The organism is Pseudomonas sp. MEJ086 (assembly GCF_030209025.1).
Lineage (GTDB): Bacteria > Pseudomonadota > Gammaproteobacteria > Pseudomonadales > Pseudomonadaceae > Aquipseudomonas > Aquipseudomonas fulva_A.
This window is the reverse complement of sequence record NZ_JARVSV010000008.1, coordinates 1-24,052: the sequence shown is the minus strand read 5'-3', so window position 1 is coordinate 24,052 and position 24,052 is coordinate 1. Positions and strand designations below refer to the sequence as shown.

Here is a 24,052-nt window from a genome sequence, read left to right as displayed (position 1 = left end):
GCCGACGCTCATCCGCCAACGCGGATGCGGGCGACTGTTGCCTGGCGACGGCTTCGTCGCATTACTCCACCTGAGGGGAAACCCGCATGAACTACAACTGGGACTGGGGCATATTCTTCAAGTCCACCGGCATTGGCAGCGAGATCTACCTGGACTGGTTCATCACCGGCCTGGGCTGGACCATCGCCATCGCGCTGGTCGGCTGGCTGATCGCCCTGTCACTCGGCTCCCTGCTCGGCGTGATGCGCACGGTGCCGAATCGCCTGATTTCCGGGATCGCCACGGCGTACGTGGAAGTGTTCCGCAACGTGCCGCTGCTGGTGCAGCTGTTCCTCTGGTACTTCCTGGTACCCGACCTGCTGCCGGAACCCCTGGAGCTGTGGTTCAAGCAGGATCTCAACCCTGCCACTTCGGCCTACCTCAGCGTGGTCGTATGCCTGGGTCTGTTCACCGCCGCCCGCGTCTGCGAGCAGGTTCGTACCGGCATTCAAGCGTTGCCGGCCGGCCAGACCGCCGCCGCCTACGCCATGGGTTTCCGTCTGCCGCAGATCTACAGCAACGTGCTACTGCCCCAGGCCTATCGGATCATCATTCCGCCGTTAACCAGCGAATTCCTGAACATCTTCAAGAACTCTTCGGTGGCCTCGCTGATCGGCCTCATGGAACTGCTCGCGCAGACCAAACAGACCGCCGAGTTCAGCGCCAACCTGTTTGAGGCCTTCACCCTGGCGACGCTGATCTACTTCACCCTGAACATGAGCCTGATGATGATCATGCGTGTGGTCGAGCGTAAGGTCGCCGTGCCTGGCCTGATTTCCGTGGGAGGCAAATGATGGACTTCAGTCAGATCATCCCCGCCCTGCCAGGCCTCTGGGAAGGCATGGCCATGACCCTGCAGCTCATGGTCATGGGCGTCATCGGCGGCGTGGTACTGGGCACCCTGCTGGCCCTGATGCGCCTGTCGAGCAACGTGTTTCTATCGAAGCTGGCGGCTACCTACGTCAACTACTTCCGCTCGATCCCCCTGCTGCTGGTGATCACCTGGTTCTACTTCGCGGTGCCGTTCATCCTGCGCTGGATCACCGGCGAAGACACACCGGTAGGTGCCTTCGCCTCCTGCCTGGTGGCCTTCATCATGTTCGAGGCGGCGTATTTCTGCGAAATCGTCCGCGCCGGCATCCAGGCCATCCCCAAGGGCCAGATGGGCGCAGCCCAGGCGCTGGGCATGAGCTACGGTCAGACCATGCGCCTGATCATCCTGCCCCAGGCGTTCCGCAAGATGACTCCACTGCTGCTGCAGCAGAGCATCATCCTGTTCCAGGACACCTCGCTGGTTTACACCGTCGGCCTGATGGACTTCCTCAACGCTGCCCGTTCGCGCGGTGACATCCTCGGTCAGCCCCACGAATTCCTGATCTTCGCCGGCCTGGTCTACTTCACCATCAGCTTCGCTGCCTCGCAGCTGGTCAAGCTCCTGCAAAAAAGGTTAGCCGTATGATTTCCATCAAGAACGTCAACAAGTGGTATGGGGACTTCCAGGTGCTGACCGACTGCACCACGGACGTCAAGAAAGGCGAAGTGGTGGTGGTCTGCGGGCCGTCCGGCTCGGGCAAGTCCACCCTGATCAAGTGCGTCAACGCGCTGGAACCGTTCCAGAAGGGCGACATCGTGGTCGATGGCACTTCCATCGCCGACAAGAAAACCAACCTGCCCAAGCTGCGTTCGCGGGTCGGCATGGTGTTCCAGCACTTCGAGCTGTTCCCCCATCTGACCATCACCGAAAACCTGACCATCGCGCAGATCAAGGTGCTGGGCCGCAGCAAGGAAGAAGCCACCAAGAAGGGCCTGCAGTTGCTCGAGCGCGTAGGCCTCTCGGAACATGCCCACAAGCATCCCGGCCAGCTTTCCGGCGGCCAGCAGCAACGTGTGGCGATTGCCCGCGCCCTGGCCATGGATCCGATCGTCATGCTGTTCGACGAACCGACTTCGGCCCTCGACCCGGAAATGGTCAACGAAGTGCTCGACGTGATGGTGCAACTGGCTCACGAAGGCATGACCATGATGTGCGTGACCCACGAGATGGGCTTCGCCCGCAAGGTCGCCGACCGGGTGATCTTCATGGACGCCGGACAGATCGTCGAAGACTGCCCCAAGGAAGAGTTCTTCGGCGACGTGAGCGCCCGCTCCGAGCGCGCCCAGCAATTCCTCGCGAAGATCCTGCAGCACTGACACACCCTGTGGAAGCGGCGAGGCAACTCGCCGCTTCCACAGACTGCAACCCGCCCCACAACTGGCCAGCCCAGGAGGACTGTGATGCAATGCGCTTCCGCCAGTCTTCGTGTGGTGCCGCCCGCCTTGTCCGCCAAACCACGCTACGTCCGCCACCTGCTGCTGACCCTGTTGATGCTGATTCTGGTCGCCATATGCGGCTACGCCGGCTATTACCTCAGCGAAAAGGCCGGCATCCGCGACCTGATCGAAAGCGGCGAGCGCCAGCTCGAGCTCAATGCCCGAGCGGTGGAAAGCGAGATCAACAAATACACCTACCTGCCCAGCCTGCTGGAGCTGGAGTCCAACGTCAGCCGCCTGCTGCTGACCCCGGACGCCTACCGACGCCAACGCGTCAACGACTACCTCGAAGGCCTCAACCGGCGCAGCGGCAGCATGGCCATCTACGTGATGGACACCGACGGCCGCGTGCTGGCCACCAGCAACTGGCGCCAGCACGACAGCTACCTGGGTGAAGACCTGTCCTTCCGGGCCTATTTCCAGGATGCCCTGCAAGGCGAACAGGGGCGTTTCTACGGTATCGGCAGCACCACCGGCGAACCCGGCTACTACCTGTCCCATGGTCTCAAGGCCAACGGCCGGATCATCGGCGTGGCGGTGGTCAAGGTACGTCTCGACCCGCTGGAGCAGCGCTGGCAGCGAGCACGCCTGGAAGCCTACGTCAGCGACGAAAACGGCATCATCATCCTCTCCAGCGACCCCGCCCGCCGTCTCAAGGCGGTGCGGCCGCTGAACGCCGACATCAAGGAGCGCCTGGCGCGCAGCCTGCAGTATCACTGGTCTTCACTCGACGAACTGATCCCGCTGGCCCGCACGCCGGTGGACACCGATGTCGAGCAGGTCAGCTTCGCCGCCACCGGCGAGCAGGAGGGCAGCGAGGTGATCAACTACCTGTCGCAAAGCCGTCCGCTGGAAGACACCCCCTGGCACCTCACCCTGCTCAGCCCGCTTCAGGACCTGCGCCGCGAGGCGGTCAGCCACGGCATGCTGGCCGCCGCCGCCTTCGCCTTGCTGGCCTTTCTGCTGATCGCCTGGAACGAACGTCGCAAAGTGATCGCCACCCGCCTCGCGGCCCGTGAAGCCTTGCAGCAGGCCAACAGCGAGCTGGAACGCAAGATCACCGAGCGCACCGCCGATCTGCGCGCCAGCAACGACCGCCTCAAGGCGCAGATACGCGAACGGCGGCAGGCCGAGAACACCCTGCGCCTGGCCCAGGACGAACTGGTGCAGGCCGGCAAGCTGGCGGTGATCGGGCAGATGTCGACCAGCATCGCCCATGAGCTCAACCAGCCACTGGCCGCGCTGCGCACCTTGTCCGGCAACACCGTGCGCTTTCTCTCCCGTGGCTCGTACGACGTGGCCACCACCAACCTGCAGACGATCAACGAACTGGTCGACCGCATGGGCAAGATCACCGGCAGCCTGCGGGCCTTCGCGCGACGCTCCAACGACGGCGGCGAAGCCAGCCTGAGCAAGGCGGTGGAAGCTGCCCTGCAAGTGGTCCAGCCGCGTCTGGAACGCACCCCGCTGAACATTCACCACCAGTTCGACGAAGCGCGTCTGGCCATCAACCAGACGCGCCTTGAACAGATCCTCGTCAACCTGATCGCCAACGCCGCCGATGCCATGAGCACCCAAACGGATCGCCAGCTATGGCTGCAGGGCAGTGCCGAGGGCGACCGCTATCGCCTGCGCGTGCTCGACAACGGTCCCGGCATCGCCCCCGCCGACCGCACGCACCTGTTCGAACCCTTCTTCACCACCAAGCCCGGCGAGCAGGGCCTGGGCCTTGGCCTGACGCTATCGGCCAGCCTCGCGGCTGCCGCAGGCGGTAGCCTCAGCGCCGATCATCCGCCCCAGGGCGGTACCGCCTTCGAACTCAACCTGCCTCAGGTTGCCGCTGTCATGGAGACACCCGATGAATGACGACCTCACCGTGCTGATCGTCGAAGACGATCCCCACGTGCTGCTCGGCTGCCAGCAGGCCCTGGCCCTGGAAGATATCGCCAGCGAAGGCGTCGGCAGCGCCGAACAGGCCCTGCAGCGCATCGACGCGGATTTCGCCGGCATCGTCATCAGCGACATCCGCCTGCCGGGCATGGATGGTCTGAAGCTGCTCGACGAACTCAAGCGCCGCGACCCGGCACTGCCGGTGGTGCTGATCACTGGCCACGGCGATATCGGCATGGCCGTGGGCGCGATGCGCGACGGGGCCTACGACTTCATGGAGAAACCCTTCTCACCCGAGCGTCTGGTCGATGTCACCCGCCGTGCGCTGGAACAACGCAGCCTGGCCCGCGAGGTGTCGTCGCTGCGTCGCCAGTTGGCCGGCAAACAGGCCCTGGAACACCGCCTGATCGGTCGCTCGTCGGCCATGCAGCAATTGCGCGAGCTGATCGCCAACGTCGCCGACACCTCGGCCAACGTGCTGATCGAAGGCGAAACCGGCACCGGCAAGGAACTGGTCGCCCGCTGCCTGCACGACTTCAGCCGGCGACAGAGCAAGGCCTTCGTCGCCCTCAACTGCGGCGGCCTGCCGGAGAACCTGTTCGAGAGCGAAATCTTCGGCCACGAGGCCCACGCCTTCACCGGCGCGGGCAAACGGCGCATCGGCAAGATCGAACACGCCAACGGCGGCAGCCTGTTTCTCGACGAGATCGAAAGCATGCCGCTCAATCTGCAGATCAAGCTGCTGCGCGTGCTTCAGGAGCACAGCCTGGAGCGCCTGGGCTCCAACCAGCCGGTCGCGGTCGACTGCCGGGTGATCGCAGCGACCAAGGCCGATCTCGACGAAGCCGGCAAGGCTGGGCACTTCCGCAGCGACCTCTACTACCGCCTCAACGTGGTTACCCTGGAACTGCCACCGCTGCGCGAACGCCGTGAAGACATCGCCCTGCTGTTCGAACACTTCCTGCAGCTCTCGGCGCTGCGCTTCGATCGCGCCGCACCCGAACTGGATCGCCACACCCTGGCGGCGCTGATGGCCCATGACTGGCCCGGTAACGTACGGGAACTGCGCAATGTCGCCGAACGCTTCGCCCTCGGCCTGCCGGCCTTCAAGAAAAGCGGCAATCACGATGGCATCGCCCCGACCTTCGCCGAAGCGGTGGAAGCCTTCGAGCGCAACCTGCTGGTCGATGCCCTCGAGCACCACGCCGGCAACCTCAGCCAGGCCGCCCAGGCCCTGGGCATGGCCAAAACCACGCTGTTCGACAAGGTGAAGAAATACGGGTTGGGGTGAGTCTTGATGCGGCCGCAGTGAGCACCAATGCGCGCGACTCTTCCAACGACTGTGGGAGCGGGCCATGCCCGCGAAATATCTTGGGCAATACCCAATCTCACATTGGATCACCAATATTGATGCTTATATTTGCCCTCTAGGGCTCAAGGGCCTCGGATACCTTTTTCGCGGGCATGGCCCGCTCCCACAATAGATCGTTGACCCCACCGCTTTAGCTTTCATCGCGTCCCACGCCACCTTCGAGCTTGCGCCACAAAAGCCGCACGGCCGCCTTGCGCGACATGCTCCAGCGGTACAGGCGAATTTCCAGCGGGATGTGCCAGTGCTCCTTGCCGCAGACCACCAGCTCGCCACGGGCCAGCTCGGCGTTCATCGACAGCCGCGGCACCCAGGCCACGCCCAGGCCTTGCAGCGCCATGGCCTTGAGGCTGTCGGCCATGGCCGTTTCATGCACGGTGGTGGAACGCAACGCGCGTTGGCGCAGCAGCAGATTCACCGAGCGCCCCAGATAAGTGCCGGCGCTGTAGGCCAGCAGGGGCACACTCTGCCCGGCGTCCAGATCGAAAAGCGGCGCGCCCTGCTCATCGACGGCGCAGACCGGCAGCATCTCGCTATTACCCAGATGCAGCGACGGAAACAGGTCGGGGGCCAGTTGCACCGCGGCGTCCTGGTCGTGATAGGCGAGGATCAGGTCGCAGGTGCCTTCGCGCAGCGAGTGCACGGCCTCCCCCACATTGGTCGCCACCAGGCGCGTGGTCAGCGGCAGGCCATCGCGGCGCAGGCGGGCGATCCACTCAGGGAAGAAACCAAACACCAGGGAGTGTGCGGCGGCAATCTGCAACGCCTCGCCCTGCTGCCCCTCGAGGTGATGCAGGTGGCGCACCACCTCCCCCAGTTGCTCGACCATGCTACGCGCGGTGAGCAGAAACAGCTGGCCGGACTCGGTCAGCTCAACCGGCGTACGCGAGCGATTCACCAGGGTCAGGCCCAGGGCTGCCTCAAGGCTTTGGATACGCCTGCTGAAAGCCGGCTGGGTAACGAAACGCTTCTGCGCCGCCTGAGAAAAGCTGCGCGTAGCGGCCAGCGTCACGAAGTCTTCCAGCCATTTGGTTTCCAGGTTCACGCGCATCCTCCCCTAGCAGGTCACATCTACATTATGCCGATTATGCATACCCCAGCAAGTAACAGCATTGGCCATCGAAGGGTCAAAATCCTTACTCTAAGGGCCATCGCGGTATCTTCCGCGCCTTTATGAGAATCGAGACATCATGTCCGCTGCTGCATTGTTCCGCGTCGAAAAAGACCTGCTCGGTACCCTCGAAGTCCCCTCCGAGGCCTACTACGGTATCCAGACCCTGCGTGCGCTGAACAACTTCCGCCTGTCCGGCGTGCCGTTGGCGCATTACCCGAAACTGGTCGTGGCCCTGGCCATGGTCAAACAGGCAGCAGCTGACGCCAACCGCGAACTGGGCTACCTGCCTGCCAACAAGCACGCCGCGATCAGCGAAGCCTGTGCACGCATCATCCGCGGCGATTTCCACGACCAGTTCGTGGTCGACATGATTCAGGGCGGCGCCGGCACCTCGACCAACATGAATGCCAACGAGGTGATCGCCAACATCGCCCTGGAGGCCATGGGTCATGCCAAAGGTGAATACAAGCACCTGCACCCCAACAACGACGTGAACATGGCGCAGTCGACCAACGACGCCTACCCCACCGCCATCCGCCTGGGTCTGCTGCTGGGCCATGACACCCTGCTGGCCAGCCTGGACAGCCTGATCCAGTCGTTCGCAGCCAAGGGCGAAGAATTCAGCCACGTCCTGAAGATGGGCCGTACCCAGCTGCAGGACGCCGTACCGATGACCCTCGGCCAGGAATTCCGCGCGTTCGCCACCACCCTGGGTGAAGACTTGGCGCGCCTGCGCAGCCTGGCGCCGGAGCTGCTCACCGAAGTGAACCTGGGCGGCACCGCCATCGGTACTGGCATCAACGCCGACCCCGGCTACCAGCACCTGGCCGTGCAGCGCCTGGCGCTGATCAGCGGCCAGCCACTGGTGCCGGCCGCCGACCTGATCGAAGCCACCTCCGACATGGGCGCCTTCGTGCTGTTCTCCGGCATGCTCAAGCGCACCGCGGTCAAACTCTCGAAGATCTGCAACGACCTGCGCCTGCTCTCCAGCGGCCCGCGCACCGGCATCAACGAGATCAACCTGCCGGCGCGTCAGCCAGGCAGCTCGATCATGCCTGGCAAGGTCAACCCGGTGATCCCGGAAGCGGTCAATCAGGTGGCCTTCGAAATCATCGGCAACGACCTGGCCCTGACCATGGCAGCCGAAGGCGGCCAGCTGCAACTGAACGTGATGGAGCCGCTGATCGCCTACAAGATCTTCGACTCGATACGCCTGCTGCAACGCGCCATGGACATGCTGCGCGAGCATTGCATCAACGGCATCACCGCCAACGAAGCCCACTGCCGCGCATTGATGGAGAACTCCATCGGCCTGATCACCGCGCTCAACCCCTACATCGGTTACGAGAACTCCACCCGTATCGCCAAGGAAGCGCTGGTCAGCGGCCGCGGCGTACTGGAACTGGTGCGCGAGGAGCAGCTGCTGGACGACACCACACTGGCCGAGATTCTGCGCCCGGAAAACATGATCGCCCCGCATCAGCTCAAGCCCCTGACGCCACCGATCAAAGAGGCGGTCGACCCGCAACGCTAAGCGCCAGTTGCAGCCCGAAGCCCCGTATCTGTTCACAGTACGGGGCTTCGCTCTTTCAGGAGCGATTGCCGTTTGCGCGCCAGCACGATACAACGGCAGCAGCCCAACAAAGAGAAGCTCCCTCATGACCGTCAAAGCCGCGTGGTTCGCCTGTTTGCTGTCCGTTTCCAGCGTCTTCGCCCTGCCCGCGCAGGCCGAACTGCCGCCTGGCTACAAGGTCGTGTTACAAACGGAAAACTTTCCGCCATTCAACATGGCCGACAACGAAAAGAATTTCGCCCGTGACACCAATATTCAGGGGGTCAGCACCACCATCGTGCGCGAGATGTTCAAGCGTGCCGGCATCGACTACACCCTGACCCTGCGTTTCCCCTGGAGCCGGGTCTACGACTCCACCCTCGCCAACGCCAACCACGGCCTGTTCTCGACCTCGATGAACGAGGCGCGTCGCCCGCTGTTCAAGTGGGTCGGCCCGATCGCCAAGGTCGAGCGCGTGCTGCTCGCCGCGCCGGGCTCGAACATTCCCAACCTGAAGGACCTCGAGCAGGCCCGCCAGTACCGCATCGGCAGTTACAAGGACAGTGCCGCCAGCCAGACGCTGGAAAAGGCCGGGCTGCAGCCGATCAACACCCTGCGCGACCCGGAGAACATCGCCAAACTGACCCAGGGCCGCATCGACCTGTGGGGCACCACCGACCCGGTATGGCGCCACCAGGCCCGCCAGGCGGACGTCACCGGCCTGCGCAACGTGCTGACCTTCGACCGCTCCGACCTTTACCTGGCCCTCAACCTCGACACCCCGGACGAAGTGGTAGCACGGCTGCAAAAGGCGCTGGATGAGATGAAGAGCGAGGGTTACGGCACCTGCAACAAACACCCGGAACTGTGCTGATAGCGAAAGCTGTTCGCATTGGTGGGCTGAAGCCCACCCTACGGCACTGATCGCGGGCGCAGTTCGAAGTTGGTGGGCTGAAGCCCACCCTACGGCACACCAGCACGTGCGGACCTGGCGTAGGGTGGGCTTCAGCCCACCACTCGCCCATACAGCGGGTGGTCAGCTGACCCCCCCCCCTCACTCCACCTCGAACAACCCATCACGAACCGGCGCGTGAGCCAGGCGCTCGCGGATGTCTTCGTCGATGCGTGGGTCATCCGGCTGATAGAGCATCACCTGGCGATAGGTGCTGATGCGGTTGATCTCGGTGCCCAGGAACTCCCACACCACGCGGGTGCACGCCGGGGTGCGGCGGTCACCGCTGGAGACCCCGGTCTTCAGGCCGTTGAGGCGTGTGATGCGGCTCTTGAAGCTGGGGATCAGGATGGTCTGGCTCATCTCGTTGACCGTCAGCGACTCGTAATCGATGAGAAACAGACGATCCTGCAGCTGGAACGCCGCGCCCAGGTAACGACAGCGTGCCGAGTCTTCGGCGAGCCCGCCAGCAGAGGTCACCTGGCGTTCCTGACGCTCGAACAGAAAGGTCCCGCTTTCCTCGCGCATGTGGATCAGTGACAGCAGGATGGTGCCGGGCACCGACATGCAGTTGGCGTATTCGAAGTAATAGCCGCAATAACGCGAAAGATCACCGGATTGTTCACGTAACGGCTGTAACAATGCGTGTAACGGATCCTGCTCCGCAGGTGCGCCGATCTGCGTACCGCGTGCGCCGATCAGGCGCGCGAATTGATCGCCCGGCAAGCCCAGCTCATAGCCCTCGACACCGAAGAAATCCCCAATCCTCTTAAGGTTATAGGCCGTCGGCTGGCTCTCTCCAGACAGGTACTTGTTGAACTGTGCGCGGTTGATACCGAGCTTTCGGCACACCTCCGCAATGGAGCGGTAGTGGCTGCATAGCAACCGGAGATTCTCACCGAGGTGACTGGACATGGGCGGCTCAGATGATGCGAGTGACGTGATTATAGCATCAAGTCGCATCACCTAGGATCGACCCGCGAAATTGTTCCGCTGGCTGCCTTGCTCAAAAATCATCCACCGCAAACCGCGTCGCACTTTTCGCGAACGCTCACAATAAGAACCGAGGATTCATCATGCTCGAAGTACTGAACGACTTCCTGTCCGGGAAAGTGTTGATCGTGCTCATCGTCGGCCTGGGTAGCTACTTCACCCTGCGCTCGCGCTTCGTCCAGTTCCGTCACTTCATACACATGTTCAGTGTGTTCAAGGAATCGCTGCGCAGCAGCGGCGGCCAACTCAGCTCGTTCCAGGCGCTGATGCTCAGCCTCGCCGGTCGTGTGGGTGCCGGTAACATCGCTGGTGTCGGTATCGCCGTGACCCTCGGCGGCCCAGGCGCGGTGTTCTGGATGTGGGTGACCGCACTGGTCGGCATGTCCAGCAGCTTCTTCGAATGTACCCTCGCCCAGGTCTACAAACGCAGCGACGGTGACGGCCTGTACCGCGGCGGCCCGGCCTACTACATCCAGCACGGCCTGAAGCTGCGCTGGATGGCGATGACTTTCGCCGTCCTGCTGCTGGTCACCTACGGCTTCGCCTTCAACGGCCTGCAGTCGTACACCGTGACTCACTCGCTGCAGAACGCCTTCGACATTCCGGTGCAATACAGCGGTATCGCCCTGGCCGTATTGCTGGGCCTGGTGTTCATCGGCGGCATCAAGCGCATCGCGTCGGTCTCGGACCTGCTGGTTCCGGTCAAGACCCTGATCTACATCGCAGTGACCATCTACGTCATCGCCATCCAGATCGAACACGTGCCGGCCATGCTGGCGACCATCGTCAAGAGCGCCTTCGGCCTCGAGCCTGCCTTCGCTGGCCTGCTGGGCAGCGCCATCGTGATGGGTGTCAAACGCGGCGTGTTCGCCAACGAAGCCGGCCTGGGCAGCGCGCCTAACGTCGCGGCTGTCGCCTCGGTCAAGCACCCGGCAGCACAAGGCGTGGTTCAAGCGTTCAGCGTGTTCCTCGACACGTTCGTGATCTGCACCTGTACCGCCCTGCTGATCCTGCTGTCCGGCTTCTACACCCCGGGCTTCGAAGGCGACGGTATCGTGCTCACCCAGAACTCCCTGGCGGCGGTCGTCGGTGACTGGGGCCGTACCTTCATCAGCGTGGCACTGAGCCTGTTCGTGTTCACCTGCATCCTCTACAACTACTACCTCGGCGAGAACGCCCTGCAGTTCCTGGTCGGTCGTAGCAAGGTCGCTCTGCTCGGCTACCGCGGCCTGGTACTGGCACTGATCTGCTGGGGCTCGATGCAGAACCTGGGCACCGTGTTCGCCTTCGCCGACATCACCATGACCTGCCTGGCGTTCGTCAACCTGACCGCTCTGGCGATGCTGATCAAGGTCGGCCTGCGCGTCATGAAGGACTACGACGAGCAGCGCAAGGCAGGCATCGCTCAGCCGGTATTCGACGGCTCCAAGTTCGCCGACCTGGACCTCGACCGCGCCTCCTGGCCGGCCGCCAAGCCAACCGCTGACGCTCAGCCACAGAGCGCACCGGAACTGCTGCCGACTCAACGCTGAGTCGTCCAGCCTGATCGGGCGACACACATCGTGTCGCTCGATCCGCCGCCAGATCGCGGCCTCCCCTTTCCTGCCGTACATCCCTGGCGCGCCACCTGGCGAGCCAGGCACGGCTTCGTCTCGAGATCCCCACCCCAGGTCTTTCATGAGTGGCAATCAGATGTATCCTGCCCCTTTCCATACCCATTCTTTCAATAAGGAAAAAGGCATGCCTGCAGCGCAAAAACTCCTCGTGCTCTATACCGGCGGCACCATCGGCATGCAGATGAGCGCTGCCGGCCTGGCCCCTGCCTCCGGCTTCGAGGCGCGCCTGCGCGCACAGCAGACGCAACAGAGCGAGCAGGTGCCGACGTGGATGTTTCGCGAGCTGCTGCCGCCGATAGACAGCGCCAACATGAGCCAGAACAACTGGCTGGCGATGGTCGCGGCGATCCGCCTGGGCATCGAGCAGGATGGCTGCGACAGCGTGCTGGTACTGCACGGCACCGATACCCTGGCCTACAGCGCCGCAGCGCTGAGCTTCCTGCTGCTGGGCCTGCCGGTGCCGGTGGTGCTGACCGGCTCCATGCAGCCGGCAGGCGCCGAGAACAGCGACGCCTGGCGCAATCTGTTCGGCGCCATGCAGGCATTGCACGACGGCGTGCAGGCTGGCGTGCACCTGTATTTCGACGGCGCACTGATGCACGGCGCTCGCGTCAGCAAACTGCGCAGCGATGCCTTCGACGCGTTCCAGGTCATGCCGCGCCTGCGGCACGGCGAGCGTCTGGCAGAGCTCCCGGAGCACATCGACTTCCGCCAGAAGCGTCAGCCGGTCAACCTGCTCAGCCTGCCGCTGATTCCCGGCCTGCGTGCCAGCCACCTGCGCGCCCTGCTGAACAGCGGCGTGCAGGGCCTGCTGCTGGAGTGCTATGGCAGCGGTACCGGCCCGTCCGACAATGCCGAACTGCTCGACGTCTTGCGCGAGGCCCATGAACGCGGCGTGGTGCTGGCGGCCATCAGCCAGTGCCCCCAGGGGCATGTGGAGTTCGGTGTCTATGCGGCCGGCAGCCAGCTGGCTTCGGTTGGCCTGATCTCGGCTGGCGGCATGACCCGCGAAGCGGCCCTGGGCAAACTCTTCGCGCTGCTGGGCGCAGGGCTGGATCAGGGCGAGACGGAACGCCTGTTCGCACTCGATCTGTGTGGCGAACGTGCGGAGTGAGTCATGGATCAGGGCGCGCCTAGCCGGTATAGTCGCGCCCGGCTGACGGTAGTCAGCCATTCTTCGGTTTCATCTCCTCACAAGGACGTCGTATGCCTTTGCTTCGCTCAAGCATTTTCCTGCTGCTCATTCTGGCCATCACCGGCTGCTCGACCAAGGCCTTCTTCAAGCTGCCCGAGCACGCCACCATCAGCGTCAACGAGCGTGCCCAGCAACATCCCCAAGGCCTGGTGAAAACCCGTCCGTTCTTCTGGAGCCGTGCCGGTGGCGTACCGTACAAACTGACCAGCGCGACTGGCGAAACCCTCGCCGAAGGCAAGCTGCGCACGCGCTTTCGCGTGGCGTCGATCTTCTGGCCACCGTTCAGCATCATTTACTGGCCAATGGGCTTCGGCCAGCGTTGCTATGACATGACCGGCGCCAAGCCAGGCTCCTGCACCTATCAGGACCTGTGGATGCTGCGCCAGGAATACCGCGACAACAACTGATGCCGAGGCTGCCGCTCTGGAGGCCCCGGGCATGACGCAGAGCGTCATGGGAACCCTCAGGCCTGCAGCCTAAAAAACCGACCAGCCAATCCGCTCGCTGAGCACTTCCAGCGCCGCCATGCCGGCCAGCGAATTGCCGGCGGCGTTGAGCTCGGGCGACCACACGCAGATGGTGTATTGCCCCGGTACCACCGCGACGATGCCACCCCCCACGCCGCTCTTGCCCGGCAGGCCAACGCGGTAGGCGAAGTTGCCGGCCTCGTCGTACAGCCCGCTGGTGGCCATGATCGAGTTCACCTGCTGGGTCTGCCGCACGCTGAGAACCTGCTCGCCGCTGTGTTTGCAGAAACCGTCGTTGGCCAGGAAGCAGAAGGCCTTGGCCAGGTCGACGCAGTTCATGCTCAGGGCGCAGTGGCTGAAATAGCCACGCAGCACCATCTCCACATCGTTGTGGAAATTGCCGAAGGATTGCATCAGATAGGCCATCGCCGCATTGCGCGCGCGGTGCTGATATTCCGATTCGGCGATATGCATATCCACCGATACATGGGCGTTGCCCGACAGCCGGCGAACGAAATCACGCATCGACAGCACAGGGGCAGCGAAGCGCGACTGGTTGATATCGCTGATCACCAATGCCCCGGCATTGATGAACGGGTTGCGCGGCCGGCCGTTTTCCAGCTCCAGCTGCAACAACGAGTTGAAGGGCTGCCCGGAAGGCTCGTGACCGAGGCGCTCCCAGATGGCCTCGCCACTGTGCTGAATCGCCTGTACCAGGCTGAACACCTTGGAAATACTCTGGATCGAGAACGGCACCTGCGCGTCGCCGGCACAGAACAACTCGCCGTCGTTTCCATATACCGCGATGCCCAAACGATCGGCAGGCACATCGGCCAACGCGGGGATGTAATCGGCAACCTTGCCGTTGCCAATCAGCGGCCGGACCTGATCGAGGACTTCATTCAGCAACGCTTGCATGCTCGGACTCGCAGTGATGCTCGGCAAGCTGCCTGAGCGACCCTAGGAAGACGCCAGGATCGCGATTCAGAGCACATGGCGCGCCAAGCCGATTGATCAGTTCAGACGCTGCGCCAGCACCGCGATATGCTCCGGACCGATACCGCAGCAGCCGCCCAGATGGCTGGCTCCACGGGCGCGCCAGTCGGCGACCCAGCGCAGGTAGCCGGGCGGGTCGAGATCCTCGCGCAGCGGGTCCAGGCCGTCGTTGGCGGTGGCCTCCTCGGGCTGCGGCGGGAAGGCATTGGCATAGGCGCCAATGGCGATCTCTGCACCGAGGCTGGCGAAGGTTTCGCGCGCCACGTCGATGGCCGTGCCGATCACTTCCGGCTGGCTGCAATTGAACAGCAGCACCTCGACACCCAGCTCGGCGGCTGCACGGGCCGCATCGGCCACCGGCTCGCCGGAGCGCAGGCGCGGTACCTCGTCGGTGTCTTCATCACGCAGGGTGAAGGACAACCAGAACGGCTTGCCGTCATCGGGCAGATGGGCACGAATGGCCCGTGCTTCGGCGATAGCGCTCTGGGTCTCGGCCAGCCACAGGTCGACATGGGGCGCCAAGCCCTGTATCAGCGGCGTCAGCACCTCGGTCACCCGTTCGGGCTGGAACAGATCAGGCCGATAGGAGCCGAACAGCGGCGGCAGCGAGCCGGCAACCCGCACTGCGCTGGCAGCCCGATCGGCCGCGTTGCGCGCCAGCTGACCGGCACGTTCGGCAAGGGCGCGGCCCTCCTCGGCGAAGCGCTGCTCGCCGATATGGAAGGGCACCACCGCGTAACTGTTGCTGGTGATCACCTGGCTGCCGCTGGCGATATAGGCGGCGTGCACCGCCTCCACCTGCTCGGGCGCCTCGCTCAGCGCCAGCGCCGACCACTCCGGCTGACGAAACGGCGCACCACGGCGCTGCAACTCACGGCCCATGCCGCCATCCAGCAAAATCAGAGGTCGCCCGCTCATATAAGCTCCAGTCATATCGATATGCATTCAATTCATTTGGACGCATTCATTTATAACTATTTAATACACACAATTCGCCTGTCACAACCCCTTTCGTGCTTAAGGAATTCTGTGAAAACCACGCTATTCGCGGCCCTCGGCCTGACCCTCGCTTCCTTCTGCAACCTGGCTCTGGCAGGCCCCACGCTCGACCGCATCGAGAAGAACGGTGAGCTGGTCAACGTGCTGATGGAAAACTATCCGCCGTTCTCCTTTCTCAACGATCAGAACCAGCTCGACGGCTTCGACGTCGATGTGGCCAAGGCCGTGGCTGACAAGCTCGGCGTCAAGCTGCGCCTGGAAACCCCATCCTGGGATGTGATCGCCGCGGGTCGCTGGAACGGCCGCTACGACATCTGCATCTGCTCGATGACGCCTAGCCAGGCACGCGCCCAGGTCTTCGATTTCCCGGTCACCTATTACGCCTCCCCGGCGGTGATCGTGGTCAACGCCGCCGACGAGCGCATTCAGTCGGCCAAGGATCTTTCCGGCCTGAAGGTCGGCGTCACCAGTGCATCATCGTACGAGGGCTATCTGAACAAGGATCTGGTCATCGAAGGCGCAGAAGACAAGCCGCTGGAGTACCCGTTCGACGCGGTACAGGTCGCGCCGTACGACAACGATACCGTGGCCTTCCACGACCTCGCCCTGGGTGCCGGTGTGCGCCTCGATGCCATTCTCACCAACCTGGTCACCGCGCAACCACGCATCGACCAGGACAAGCGCTTCAAGCTGGCCGGCACCGCGCTGTACGCCGAGCCGAATGCCGTGGCCATCGAGAAGGATGACGCCGAGTGGCGCGCCAAGGTCGAGAGCGTCTTCGCAGAGCTGCGCAAGGACGGTACCCTGGCGGCCATCTCCAAGAAGTGGATCGGTTCCGATATCAGCCAATGACACCCCCTCCTGAATCCCCTCGCCCGCCACCCATGGCGGGCGAGTCGTTGCTGCAGCGTCTGTTCGGCTTTCGCACCCGCCTGTATGTCACCTGGGCGATCATGTTCGCCCTGTGCGTGGCCTTCTTCCTGAGCTTCGACCTGAAGTTCTCGATCATCCTCGACAAGCTCCCCAACCTGCTCGGCGCCAACCTGGCACCCAACGGTTTTCTGCAGGGCGCGGCGCTGACCCTGTTCCTGTGCTTCTGCTCGATCTGGGCATCCTTGGCGCTGGGCTTCGTCACCGCCCTGGCGCGCCTGTCGAAGAGCGCCGTGGCGTTCGGGATCGCCAGCTTCTACGCCTCGTTCTTCCGTGGCACGCCGTTGTTGATCCAGATTCTGCTGATCTATCTGGGCCTGCCTCAACTGGGCCTGGTACCGGGCGCGATCACCGCCGGGATCATCGCCCTGTCGCTGAACTACGGCGCCTACCTGAGCGAAATCTTCCGCGCCGGGCTGATCGGCGTCGCTCCCGGCCAGCGCGAAGCCTCCCTGGCACTGGGCCTCAAACCGGTGGTGATCTTCTGGCGGGTAACGCTGCCCCAGGCGATGCGCACCATCATTCCACCGACCACCAGCCAGTTCATTTCGATGCTCAAGGACTCGTCGCTGATCTCGGTGATGGGCGTCTGGGAAGTGATGTTCCTGGCCCAGTCCTATGGCCGCTCGTCCTACCGCTACATCGAAATGCTCACCACCGCGGCAATCATCTACTGGCTGCTGTCGATCGGCCTGGAGCTGATCCAGGCACGTCTCGAGCGTCATTACGGCAAGGCTTATCTGAACGGGCGCTAAGCCGCCTCCACCGCACGGATGCTTGCGATGCCGGCCCCGGCATCGCAGGATGGCGGTCGACCGACTTTCAGGAGAGCTGCCCATGACCGTCCGCATCCCCGTGGAAATCCGTGCCGTCACCGCTGACGACCACGCTGCCTGGCTGCCGTTGTGGCAGGGCTACCAGCGCTTCTACATGACCGAGATCGACGCGGACGTCAGCGCCACCACCTGGCAGCGCTTTCTCGATCCCGCCGAACCGATGTTCGCTGCACTCGCCTGGCACGACGGCGAGGCGATTGGCCTGGTGCACTGGATCTACCACCGCTCCTGCTGGACGACCGGCGACTATTGCTACCTGCAGGATCTGTTCATCGGCAAGGACGTACGGGGCAATGGCGTCGGCCGCCAGTTGATCGAACACGTCTATGCCGTCGCCCAGGCCGCCGGATGCTCACGTGTGCACTGGCTGACCCACGAAACCAATGCCAAGGCCAAGCTGCTCTACGAGCGCATCGGCGAACGCTCGGGCTTCGAGCAGTACCGCAAACTGTTCTAGGGCCGACTGCATGCTGCCCGGCGTGCCGCCACCCTGTAAGCCCGCTTGCGGGCGATGCGATGGCGGCCATTCAGCGAAATCGCGGCACGGCTGCCAATCGCCGGCAAGGGCTAGGCGCCCCCCTGCTCCTACACGACTGCGTGGCATTCAGAGCCCTGTAGGAGCCCGCTTGCGGGCGAAGCGATAGCGGCCATCCAACGTAATTGCGGCACGGCTGCCATTCGCCGGCAAGGGCTAGGCGCCCCCGACTCCTACACGACTGCGTGGAATTCAGAGCCCTGTAGGAGCCCGCTTGCGGGCGAAGCGATAGCGGCCATTCAGCGAAATCGCGGCACGGCTGCCAATCGCCGGCAAGGGCTAGGCGCCCCTGCTCCTACGCGATCGCGTGGATACCAGAGCCCTGTAGGAGCCCGCTTGCGGGCGAAGCGATAGCGGCCATCCAACGTAATGGCGGCACGGCTGCCATTCGCCGGCAAGGGCTAGGCGCCCCCCGGCTCCACTGGCATTCACCTCACGCCAGAAATTGGCATGCAAAGCGCATCCCTGTTGCCACACTCGCTTCGATAAGCCCTGCCCATGAACAAACTGGACAACGCGCTGCTGAATATCCTGATCAAGGATTCACGCACTTCCTTCGCCGATATCGCCCGCCAACTGAACATCTCCCGCGCCCACGCCCGCACCCGGGTACAGGCGCTGGTCGAGAGCGGCGTGATCGAGAAATTCACCGCCGTGGTCAACCCGGAAAAACTCGGCAAGGGCATCTCCACCTTCGTCGATCTGACCGTCGCGCCGCACGCCATAGAGGCAGTCGCTCAGCGCCTTTCAGCGACCATGGAGGTGGTCAGCCTGTACATCATGAGCGACCTGAAAAGCCTGCATATCCACACCCTGACCGACAGCTACGAAACCTTCGATGCCTTCGTACGCCAGCACATTTTCAATCACCCGGAAATCCTCACGGTCGATTGCAAGGCGCTGATGACCCGGGTCAAGCATCGGCGTGGCGGCGCACGTCTTTAACCTCGACTCAGGGTCCGCTGCGCACTGCGTCAAAAGCGTGCCGCCGATGCGTTTTGGTGCACAAATGACATTCGCACGCTCACCACGGCCCTGCTTGACGGAACGGACCCGGACAACCGGCGTGACCTGACAAATGTTCAGTACCCCCTGCTGCGGTTACCGTTTCGTCACCTTGCGAACCTCCGCCACGCTTGTTTTGTGTGCGCCAGGGATTTCGAAGGCAAACCGTAAAAATCATATAATCCTTTAAAATCATATAGTTAAAATAATTTTCTCCTGGCATGGCTGTTGCTGAAGGCTTTCGGTAACGACTTTACATCCGGCAGGCAAACGCCCGTCGCAATGGCCACAGTGAAAGGAGAATCCCATGAGCCTCAATCGACGTAACTTCATCGGCGCCGGCGCCCTCGCCGCAGGTGCTGGCCTGGCGATGGGTGCCAGCGGTGTGGCCAGTGCGGCAGTCAGCGGCAAGACCTTCAACTGGAAGATGACCAACGCCTATGCGCCGGGCTCGCCCTTCTACGTACAGGGCCCGGGCAGCCCCACCGACTTCTGCAAGCGCGTCGAGGAAATGTCCGGTGGCCGCCTGAAGATCCAGCACTTCGCCGCCGGCGAGCTGATTCCTGCGCTGGAGGGCTTCGACGCCGTTTCCAGCGGCATGGTAGAGATGAACGCGGCGAACGCCTTCTTCTGGGCGGGCAAGATCCCCGCGGCGCAGTTCTTCACCGCCGTGCCGTTCGGCATGAACACTCAGGGCATGAACGCCTGGCTGTACAACGGCGGCGGCCTCAAGCTCTGGGAGGAGCTCTACGAACCCCACGGCCTGGTGCCCATGCCCATGGGCAACACCGGTACGCAGATGACCGGCTGGTTCCGCCAGCCCCTGGAAAACGTCGACAGCCTCAAGGGCCTGAAGATGCGCATCGCCGGCCTGGCTGGCAAGGTCTACAGCGAGCTGGGCGTGGCGGTGCGCCTGTTGCCCGGCGGCGAGATATTCCCAGCCCTGGAACGTGGCGTGATCGACGCCGCCGAGTTCGTCGGCCCCTATCAGGATCGCCGCATGGGCCTGCACAAGGCGGCGAAGAACTACTACACCACCGGCTGGCACGAGCCGACCAACGTCACCGAGCTGATCATCAACAAGCAGGCCTGGGACAGCCTGCCCGCCGACCTGCAGGCGATCGTGCGTTCCTGCGCCCAGGCCTGCAACAACGACAGCTGGTCATGGTGCGACGCGGTCAACGCCGAAGCCATGCAGGATCTGGTCGGCAACCAGGGCGTGATCGCCCGACCGCTGCCGGACGACGTCATCAAGCGCCTGCGTGAAGTCACCCACGACACCCTGTCGGGCATGGCGGCGAGCGACCCGGCGACCAAGAAGGTCTACGAGCACTTCTTCGCCTTTCGCAAGCAGTACATCTCCTGGGCCTCGGTGGGCGAGAAAGCCTTCATGGAAATCGGGATGGGCGAGTCATGATGTCCATCGTCAGCCGTATCGAAGGGCTGGTCGAGGCCCTGGGCTTTATAGCCCGGGCCTGCGTACTGCTCCTGGTCCTGCTGGTGTCGTTCGATGTGCTGATGCGCTACCTGTTCGACTTCAGCCCGGTCGCCCTGCAGGAACTGGAGTGGTACCTGATCTCGCCCATCGCCCTGCTCGGTATCTCCTACACCCTCAAGCACCGCCAGGACGTGCGCGTGGACTTTCTCTACGAAAAATTCAGCGTGAAAACCAAGGCTGCCGTCGACCTGTTCAGCGGCATCGCCACCGCGGCAATCGGCTTCTACATCGCCCGCCTGGCGTTCAACTACACGATGCAGTCCTACAACATGGGCGAAGGCTCACCCGATCCGGGTGGCCTGCCCTATCGCTTCCTGGTCAAGGCCTTCCTGCCGCTGGGCTTCGGCCTGTTCGGCCTGCAGGGCGTGGCCGATAGCCTGCGGGCACTGTGCACCCTGCTGCAGCCCGCCTCGCCTGGGGAGGTACGCGCATGAGCCCCAATGAATGGTTGGCCATCGCCATGGTCTTCGGCTTCTTTGCCATGATGATGGCGGGTGTGCCGGTGGCCATTTCCCTGGCCGTATCCGGGTTCGTCGCCGGCATGATCGGCTTCGGCCCGATGCTTTTCGCACTGCTGCCGGCACGCATGTTCGGGGTGGTCAGCAACTACACGCTGCTGGCGATACCCTTGTTCACGTTCATGGGGGTGATGCTGGAGAAATCCAGGGTCGCGGAAGACATGCTCGATACGATTGGCCGCGCCATGGGCGGCCTGAACGGCGGCATGGGCTTGGCGATCATCCTGGTCGGCGTGCTGCTTGGCGCCTCCACCGGCATCGTCGGCGCCACGGTGGTGACCATCGGCCTGCTGACGCTACCCACGCTGCTGCGCCGCGGCTACAACAAGACCGTGGCCTGCGGCACCATCTGCGCATCCGGCACCCTCGGGCAGATCATCCCGCCCAGCCTGGTGCTGATCCTGCTGGCCGATATCCTCGGCCAGTCGGTGGGTTCGATCTTCGCCGCGGCCTTCATCCCCAGCCTGGTGCTGGCGCTGATCTACGTAGCCTACATGCTGCTGCTCGGCTGGCTGCGCCCGGACTGGGTGCCGGCGATTCCTGCCGAGGAACGCGCCCTGACCAGCCGCACGCAATTGCTCAAGGACATGGCACGCAGCGTACTGCCACCCCTGCTGCTGGTAATGGCGGTCCTGGGATCGATCATCGGTGGTGTCGCGGCGCCCACCGAAGCGGCCTCCATGGGCGCACTCGGCGCGTTGCTCATCGCTGCGCTTTTAGGTCGCCTGAGCTGGCCGACGCTGAAGGCCACCCTGCACGGCACCCTGACCATCAGCGCGATGATCTTCCTGATCCTGCTCTGCTCGCAGCCCTTCTCCCTGGCCTTCCGCGGACTCGGCGGCGAGGCCCTGGTGCATGACCTGTTCACCATGCTGCCAGGCGGCGAACTCGGGGCGATCCTGTTCCTCATGGCGGTGCTGTTCGTGCTCGGCTTCTTTCTCGAGTGGATCGAGATTTCCTACATCGCCCTGCCGATGTTCCTGCCAGTGTTCATCGCTTACGACACCGACCTGGTGTGGCTGGGGATCCTGGTGGCGCTGAACCTGCAGATGTCCTTCCTGACACCGCCTTTCGGTTGGGCGCTGTTCTTCCTCAAGGGCGTCGCGCCACCGGGGATCAGCACGAAGGACATCTACCTCGGCGCCCTGCCGTACGTATTCCTGCAGATGCTCGCCGTGGCCGTGGTGTTCTGCTTCCCATCCCTGGCCACCTGGCTGCCTGCCGCTATCGGTTGGTGATGCCATGACGGGCACCTCTGGAAACTGCCAGTGCGGTCATCTACCCGCGCGAACGTTTTTTGAGGCGCCCCATCGGGCCGTGCCGTTATGATCGGTGCGGCCCGAAAACAACAAGGAACCTGATCCCATGCTCAAGAGCACCCACGCCACCGGCGGCCTGTTCGTCGCTCCCCACCATCTTGCCGCCCAGGCCGGGCGCGACGTGCTCAAGGCCGGCGGCACCGCCGTGGAGGCGATGGTTGCGGCAGCGGCGACCATCGCGGTGGTCTATCCACACATGAACGCCATTGGCGGTGATGGTTTCTGGCTGATTCACGAGCCAGGCAAGCAGCCGCTGGCCATCGACGCCTGCGGCAGCAGCGCTGCCCTCGCCGACCGCGATTTCTACGCCGGTCACGCGCAGATCCCCAGCCGCGGCCCACTGGCTGCGCTGACCGTGGCGGGCACCGTCGGCGGCTGGGCCGAAGCACTGGCACAGACCGCTCACTGGGGGCCGGGCATGCCTCTGTCAGACCTGCTGAGCGACGCCATCGGCCATGCCCGTCGCGGCATCGTGGTCAGCCGCAGCCAGGCGCAACTGACCCAAGGCAAACTGGCCGAACTGAAGGACGTGCCTGGTTTCGCCGACGTCTACCTGAACCATGGCCAGGCGCCCAAGGAGGGCGACTTGCTGCGCCAGCCAGCCCTGGCAGAGACCCTGCAGCGCCTGGCCGATGTCGGCCTGGACGACTTCTACCGCGGTGAACTGGCCACACGCATGTCCGCCGATCTCGAGCGCCTGGGCAGCCCGCTGCGTCTCGCCGACCTGCAGGGCTACCGGGCCCGCGCCGTCGAACCGCTGAGCGTGCGCCTGAACGACGCCACCCTGTACAACATGCCGCCGCCGACCCAGGGCCTGGCATCACTGCTGATCCTCGGCATCTTCGAAAAGCTCGCGGTCGAACAGGCCGAAGGCTTCGAGCATGTGCACGGGCTGGTGGAAGCGACCAAGCAGGCGTTCCTGATCCGCGACCGCGTGGTGACCGATCCAGGTCGCGTACCCCAAGAGCCACAGGGCCTGCTGGACGACGCAAACCTGCAACGCCTGGCCGCCGCCATCGACCCGCAGCAGGCGCTGCCGTGGCCACAACCGGCAGCGCCGGGGGATACCATCTGGATGGGTTGCATCGACGAGCAGGGCCGCGCCGTCAGCTTCATCCAGAGCGTGTACTGGGAGTTCGGCTCCGGTGTGGTGCTGCCGTCTACCGGCGTCGCCTGGCAGAACCGCGGTATCAGTTTCTCCCTCGACCCTACCGCGCTGCAGACCCTGGAACCGGGCCGCAAGCCCTTCCACACCCTCAACCCGGCCCTCGCCCTGTTCGACGATGGCCGCACCCTGAGCTACGGCACCATGGGCGGCGAAGGTCAGCCACAGACTCAGGCCGCGATCCTCAGCCGCTACCGCCTGGGCAGTGACCTGCAGGCCGCCGTCAGCGCACCACGCTGGCTGCTCGGCCGCACCTGGGGCGACGTCAGCACCACCCTCAAGCTGGAAAGCCGTTTCCCGAGCGAACTGGTCGAGCGGCTGCGCCAGGCCGGGCACGTCATCGATGTGCTGGACGACGCCTTCAGCGACACCATGGGCCACGCCGGCGCCCTGCTGCGCCATCCCAACGGCATCCTCGAAGGCGCCGCCGACCCGCGCAGCGACGGTAGCGTCTGCGGGCTGTGAGCCAAGCCCGTGGTTGATGGGCTGGAGCGGATCGCCGCCCGGCCCGGCATGGCGTGCACTCGCCCGCTGGCAGCAGGAGAAACGACCTGAAGCCTCGTAGGGTGCACGACGCTTCACCCGTCCACCGCTCTACCATCGCGATGGTGGACAAAAAGAGCGTTGTCCACCCTACATCCGGCTTACCGTCCCACCGCCTACACCGGCGTGAATTTCGCCACCGCGATCGCCAGCAAGCTGGCTCCTACGGCCTGCAGACCTCGCCGGCTACCAAAGCCCTGTAGGAGCTGGC

Annotated in this window: 22 protein-coding genes; 18 read left to right on the top strand and 4 right to left on the bottom strand. The window is 63.8% G+C overall.

Annotation, left to right across the window (positions count from 1 at the left end):
* The first annotated feature begins 86 nt into the window (after positions 1–86).
* From QRN22_RS05370 to aauR, 5 genes are all read left to right on the top strand, one after another.
* A complete protein-coding gene (locus QRN22_RS05370) occupies positions 87–833 on the top strand; it encodes an amino acid ABC transporter permease (protein WP_042553386.1) in 747 nt (248 codons plus the stop codon).
* Positions 830–1,498: an amino acid ABC transporter permease gene (locus QRN22_RS05365; RefSeq protein WP_179539526.1), complete on the top strand. Its 669-nt coding sequence runs from the start codon at positions 830–832 to the stop codon at positions 1,496–1,498. Before QRN22_RS05370 ends, QRN22_RS05365 begins: the two co-directional genes overlap by 4 nt.
* Complete coding sequence (locus QRN22_RS05360; RefSeq protein WP_042553388.1) at positions 1,495–2,229, top strand: amino acid ABC transporter ATP-binding protein; 735 nt, start codon at positions 1,495–1,497, stop codon at positions 2,227–2,229. Before QRN22_RS05365 ends, QRN22_RS05360 begins: the two co-directional genes overlap by 4 nt.
* Positions 2,230–2,313: 84 nt before the next feature.
* Complete coding sequence (locus QRN22_RS05355; RefSeq protein WP_042553389.1) at positions 2,314–4,215, top strand: sensor histidine kinase; 1,902 nt, start codon at positions 2,314–2,316, stop codon at positions 4,213–4,215.
* Positions 4,208–5,530: a two-component response regulator AauR gene (gene aauR, locus QRN22_RS05350; RefSeq protein WP_042553390.1), complete on the top strand. Its 1,323-nt coding sequence runs from the start codon at positions 4,208–4,210 to the stop codon at positions 5,528–5,530. The genes QRN22_RS05355 and aauR overlap by 8 nt, the downstream gene beginning before the upstream one ends.
* A 211-nt stretch (positions 5,531–5,741) precedes the next feature.
* On the opposite strand, the gene QRN22_RS05345 is transcribed toward aauR, so the two are convergent.
* A complete protein-coding gene (locus QRN22_RS05345) occupies positions 5,742–6,653 on the bottom strand; it encodes a LysR substrate-binding domain-containing protein (protein WP_042553496.1) in 912 nt (303 codons plus the stop codon).
* 145 nt (positions 6,654–6,798) lie between these two features.
* Here QRN22_RS05345 and aspA point away from each other — a divergent pair, with 145 nt between their 5' ends.
* Together aspA and QRN22_RS05335 are read left to right on the top strand one after the other, a co-directional pair.
* Positions 6,799–8,256, top strand: coding sequence for an aspartate ammonia-lyase (gene aspA / locus QRN22_RS05340; RefSeq protein WP_042553391.1), 1,458 nt, complete (start codon positions 6,799–6,801; stop codon positions 8,254–8,256).
* 124 nt (positions 8,257–8,380) lie between these two features.
* On the top strand, positions 8,381–9,148 hold the full coding sequence (locus QRN22_RS05335; protein ID WP_082045761.1) for a substrate-binding periplasmic protein: 768 nt from the start codon (positions 8,381–8,383) through the stop codon (positions 9,146–9,148).
* A 180-nt stretch (positions 9,149–9,328) separates the two neighbouring features.
* On the opposite strand, the gene QRN22_RS05330 is transcribed toward QRN22_RS05335, so the two are convergent.
* Positions 9,329–10,141 carry a helix-turn-helix domain-containing protein gene (locus tag QRN22_RS05330; RefSeq protein ID WP_042553392.1) on the bottom strand — a complete coding sequence of 271 codons (813 nt, stop codon included), beginning with the start codon at positions 10,139–10,141 and terminating at the stop codon, positions 9,329–9,331.
* Between the two features lie 161 nt (positions 10,142–10,302).
* Here QRN22_RS05330 and QRN22_RS05325 point away from each other — a divergent pair, with 161 nt between their 5' ends.
* The 3 genes from QRN22_RS05325 to QRN22_RS05315 all read left to right on the top strand — a co-directional run bounded on the left by QRN22_RS05325 (position 10,303) and on the right by QRN22_RS05315 (position 13,437).
* Positions 10,303–11,751 carry an alanine/glycine:cation symporter family protein gene (locus QRN22_RS05325; protein ID WP_042553393.1) on the top strand — a complete coding sequence of 483 codons (1,449 nt, stop codon included), beginning with the start codon at positions 10,303–10,305 and terminating at the stop codon, positions 11,749–11,751.
* 208 nt (positions 11,752–11,959) lie between these two features.
* Entirely contained in the window at positions 11,960–12,949 is a 990-nt protein-coding gene (locus tag QRN22_RS05320; RefSeq protein ID WP_042553394.1) for an asparaginase, read from the top strand.
* A gap of 92 nt (positions 12,950–13,041) precedes the next feature.
* A complete protein-coding gene (locus tag QRN22_RS05315; protein ID WP_042553395.1) occupies positions 13,042–13,437 on the top strand; it encodes a hypothetical protein in 396 nt (131 codons plus the stop codon).
* 69 nt (positions 13,438–13,506) lie between these two features.
* On the opposite strand, the gene glsB is transcribed toward QRN22_RS05315, so the two are convergent.
* Complete coding sequence (gene glsB, locus QRN22_RS05310; RefSeq protein WP_042553396.1) at positions 13,507–14,415, bottom strand: glutaminase B; 909 nt, start codon at positions 14,413–14,415, stop codon at positions 13,507–13,509.
* Positions 14,416–14,511: 96 nt separating this feature from the next.
* Positions 14,512–15,411 (bottom strand): homocysteine S-methyltransferase family protein, encoded by a 900-nt coding sequence (locus tag QRN22_RS05305; RefSeq protein WP_042553397.1) that lies wholly within the window; start codon positions 15,409–15,411, stop codon positions 14,512–14,514.
* Between the two features lie 111 nt (positions 15,412–15,522).
* Here QRN22_RS05305 and QRN22_RS05300 point away from each other — a divergent pair, with 111 nt between their 5' ends.
* The 8 genes from QRN22_RS05300 to QRN22_RS05265 all read left to right on the top strand — a co-directional run bounded on the left by QRN22_RS05300 (position 15,523) and on the right by QRN22_RS05265 (position 23,763).
* Entirely contained in the window at positions 15,523–16,344 is an 822-nt protein-coding gene (locus QRN22_RS05300; RefSeq protein ID WP_042553398.1) for an ABC transporter substrate-binding protein, read from the top strand.
* A complete protein-coding gene (locus QRN22_RS05295; RefSeq protein ID WP_042553399.1) occupies positions 16,341–17,177 on the top strand; it encodes an amino acid ABC transporter permease in 837 nt (278 codons plus the stop codon). The genes QRN22_RS05300 and QRN22_RS05295 overlap by 4 nt, the downstream gene beginning before the upstream one ends.
* 82 nt (positions 17,178–17,259) lie before the next feature.
* Positions 17,260–17,715, top strand: a complete 456-nt coding sequence (locus QRN22_RS05290) for a GNAT family N-acetyltransferase (protein ID WP_179539516.1) — start codon at positions 17,260–17,262, stop codon at positions 17,713–17,715.
* A gap of 576 nt (positions 17,716–18,291) precedes the next feature.
* A complete protein-coding gene (locus QRN22_RS05285) occupies positions 18,292–18,738 on the top strand; it encodes an Lrp/AsnC family transcriptional regulator (RefSeq protein WP_042553400.1) in 447 nt (148 codons plus the stop codon).
* A gap of 367 nt (positions 18,739–19,105) precedes the next feature.
* Positions 19,106–20,215: a TRAP transporter substrate-binding protein gene (locus tag QRN22_RS05280; RefSeq protein WP_042553401.1), complete on the top strand. Its 1,110-nt coding sequence runs from the start codon at positions 19,106–19,108 to the stop codon at positions 20,213–20,215.
* Positions 20,212–20,730 (top strand): TRAP transporter small permease subunit, encoded by a 519-nt coding sequence (locus QRN22_RS05275; protein WP_042553402.1) that lies wholly within the window; start codon positions 20,212–20,214, stop codon positions 20,728–20,730. The genes QRN22_RS05280 and QRN22_RS05275 overlap by 4 nt, the downstream gene beginning before the upstream one ends.
* Positions 20,727–22,052, top strand: a complete 1,326-nt coding sequence (locus tag QRN22_RS05270) for a TRAP transporter large permease (RefSeq protein WP_042553403.1) — start codon at positions 20,727–20,729, stop codon at positions 22,050–22,052. The genes QRN22_RS05275 and QRN22_RS05270 overlap by 4 nt, the downstream gene beginning before the upstream one ends.
* A 127-nt stretch (positions 22,053–22,179) precedes the next feature.
* Positions 22,180–23,763, top strand: a complete 1,584-nt coding sequence (locus QRN22_RS05265) for a gamma-glutamyltransferase family protein (protein ID WP_042553404.1) — start codon at positions 22,180–22,182, stop codon at positions 23,761–23,763.
* Positions 23,764–24,052 lie beyond the last annotated feature (289 nt).

Bases quoted from the DNA above. Each gene is read 5' to 3' on its own strand.
- QRN22_RS05370 (WP_042553386.1), top strand. From the start codon at position 87: ATGAACTACAACTGGGACTGGGGCATATTCTTCAAGTCCACCGGCATT.
- QRN22_RS05365 (WP_179539526.1), top strand. From the start codon at position 830: ATGATGGACTTCAGTCAGATCATCCCCGCCCTGCCAGGCCTCTGGGAA.
- QRN22_RS05360 (WP_042553388.1), top strand. From the start codon at position 1,495: ATGATTTCCATCAAGAACGTCAACAAGTGGTATGGGGACTTCCAGGTG.
- QRN22_RS05355 (WP_042553389.1), top strand. From the start codon at position 2,314: ATGCAATGCGCTTCCGCCAGTCTTCGTGTGGTGCCGCCCGCCTTGTCC.
- aauR (WP_042553390.1), top strand. From the start codon at position 4,208: ATGAATGACGACCTCACCGTGCTGATCGTCGAAGACGATCCCCACGTG.
- aspA (WP_042553391.1), top strand. From the start codon at position 6,799: ATGTCCGCTGCTGCATTGTTCCGCGTCGAAAAAGACCTGCTCGGTACC.
- QRN22_RS05335 (WP_082045761.1), top strand. From the start codon at position 8,381: ATGACCGTCAAAGCCGCGTGGTTCGCCTGTTTGCTGTCCGTTTCCAGC.
- QRN22_RS05330 (WP_042553392.1), bottom strand. From the start codon at position 10,141: ATGTCCAGTCACCTCGGTGAGAATCTCCGGTTGCTATGCAGCCACTAC.
- QRN22_RS05325 (WP_042553393.1), top strand. From the start codon at position 10,303: ATGCTCGAAGTACTGAACGACTTCCTGTCCGGGAAAGTGTTGATCGTG.
- QRN22_RS05320 (WP_042553394.1), top strand. From the start codon at position 11,960: ATGCCTGCAGCGCAAAAACTCCTCGTGCTCTATACCGGCGGCACCATC.
- QRN22_RS05315 (WP_042553395.1), top strand. From the start codon at position 13,042: ATGCCTTTGCTTCGCTCAAGCATTTTCCTGCTGCTCATTCTGGCCATC.
- glsB (WP_042553396.1), bottom strand. From the start codon at position 14,415: ATGCAAGCGTTGCTGAATGAAGTCCTCGATCAGGTCCGGCCGCTGATT.
- QRN22_RS05305 (WP_042553397.1), bottom strand. From the start codon at position 15,411: ATGAGCGGGCGACCTCTGATTTTGCTGGATGGCGGCATGGGCCGTGAG.
- QRN22_RS05295 (WP_042553399.1), top strand. From the start codon at position 16,341: ATGACACCCCCTCCTGAATCCCCTCGCCCGCCACCCATGGCGGGCGAG.
- QRN22_RS05290 (WP_179539516.1), top strand. From the start codon at position 17,260: ATGACCGTCCGCATCCCCGTGGAAATCCGTGCCGTCACCGCTGACGAC.
- QRN22_RS05285 (WP_042553400.1), top strand. From the start codon at position 18,292: ATGAACAAACTGGACAACGCGCTGCTGAATATCCTGATCAAGGATTCA.
- QRN22_RS05280 (WP_042553401.1), top strand. From the start codon at position 19,106: ATGAGCCTCAATCGACGTAACTTCATCGGCGCCGGCGCCCTCGCCGCA.
- QRN22_RS05275 (WP_042553402.1), top strand. From the start codon at position 20,212: ATGATGTCCATCGTCAGCCGTATCGAAGGGCTGGTCGAGGCCCTGGGC.
- QRN22_RS05270 (WP_042553403.1), top strand. From the start codon at position 20,727: ATGAGCCCCAATGAATGGTTGGCCATCGCCATGGTCTTCGGCTTCTTT.
- QRN22_RS05265 (WP_042553404.1), top strand. From the start codon at position 22,180: ATGCTCAAGAGCACCCACGCCACCGGCGGCCTGTTCGTCGCTCCCCAC.